The organism is Clostridium sp. C105KSO13 (assembly GCF_001517425.1).
GTDB lineage: Bacteria > Bacillota > Clostridia > Lachnospirales > Lachnospiraceae > Muricomes.
In genome coordinates, this window is record NZ_FBWL01000093.1 from 1 (window position 1) to 751 (window position 751).

The following is a 751-nucleotide window of genomic DNA, read 5'->3' on the forward strand; positions in this document are numbered from 1 at the left end:
GTTGTTAAGCATTCCCAACCAAAATTTTGAGGATTCATTTGCACCGACTGTAATGCTCAGGATGTCCTTGGTTCCATCCAACTGAACTCCAAGCGCAACATAGGCAGCCTTCTTTACAATACGTCCCTCATCCCGGCAGGAATAGTGTATGGCATCTAGGAAACAGAAAGTATAGATCGGCTCCAGAGGACGTGTCTGCCATTCCTTTACATTCGGGAGGATTTTATCTGTGATCTTGCTGACCATATCGGCAGAGAGCTGTATTCCATACAGATCCTCGATCTGGTCATGGATATCTCTGGTACTCATGCCACGGGCATATAGGGAAATAATTTTTTCCTCTATCCCGGAAACATCCCGCTGATGCTTCTGAACAATCTGTGGTTCGAATTCTCCATTTCGGTCTCTTGGAATTTCAATTGGAATTTCACCATACTGACTCTTTACCATTTTAGGTGAATAGCCGTTCCGTTTGTTGGTAGTGATGATGTCATCTTTTGCATTTTTGGGATAGCCGATGGAAACATCCATTTCTGCTTCCAAAAGCTCTTGCAACATATCCTTGAAACTTTCACGGAATAATTCGTAAACATCAGATACGCTGTTAATGTCATTTTCTGAAATAATTTGTCTTAATTGCTCCTTTGCAATAGCCATAATAATAGGCTCCTCTCTGATAAGAATATTCATATTTAATTCTTACCAGATTGGAACCATTTATTACCAAAGACACAAAATTTATGACACTACC

1 protein-coding gene is annotated in these 751 nt (G+C 40.5%); it reads right to left on the minus strand.

From position 1 onward, the window contains the following. Positions 1–660, minus strand: a 660-nt coding sequence (locus BN3456_RS00550) for an IS256 family transposase (protein ID WP_242862762.1), incomplete at its 3' end; no start/stop codon positions are given. Positions 661–751: the final 91 nt, after the last annotated feature.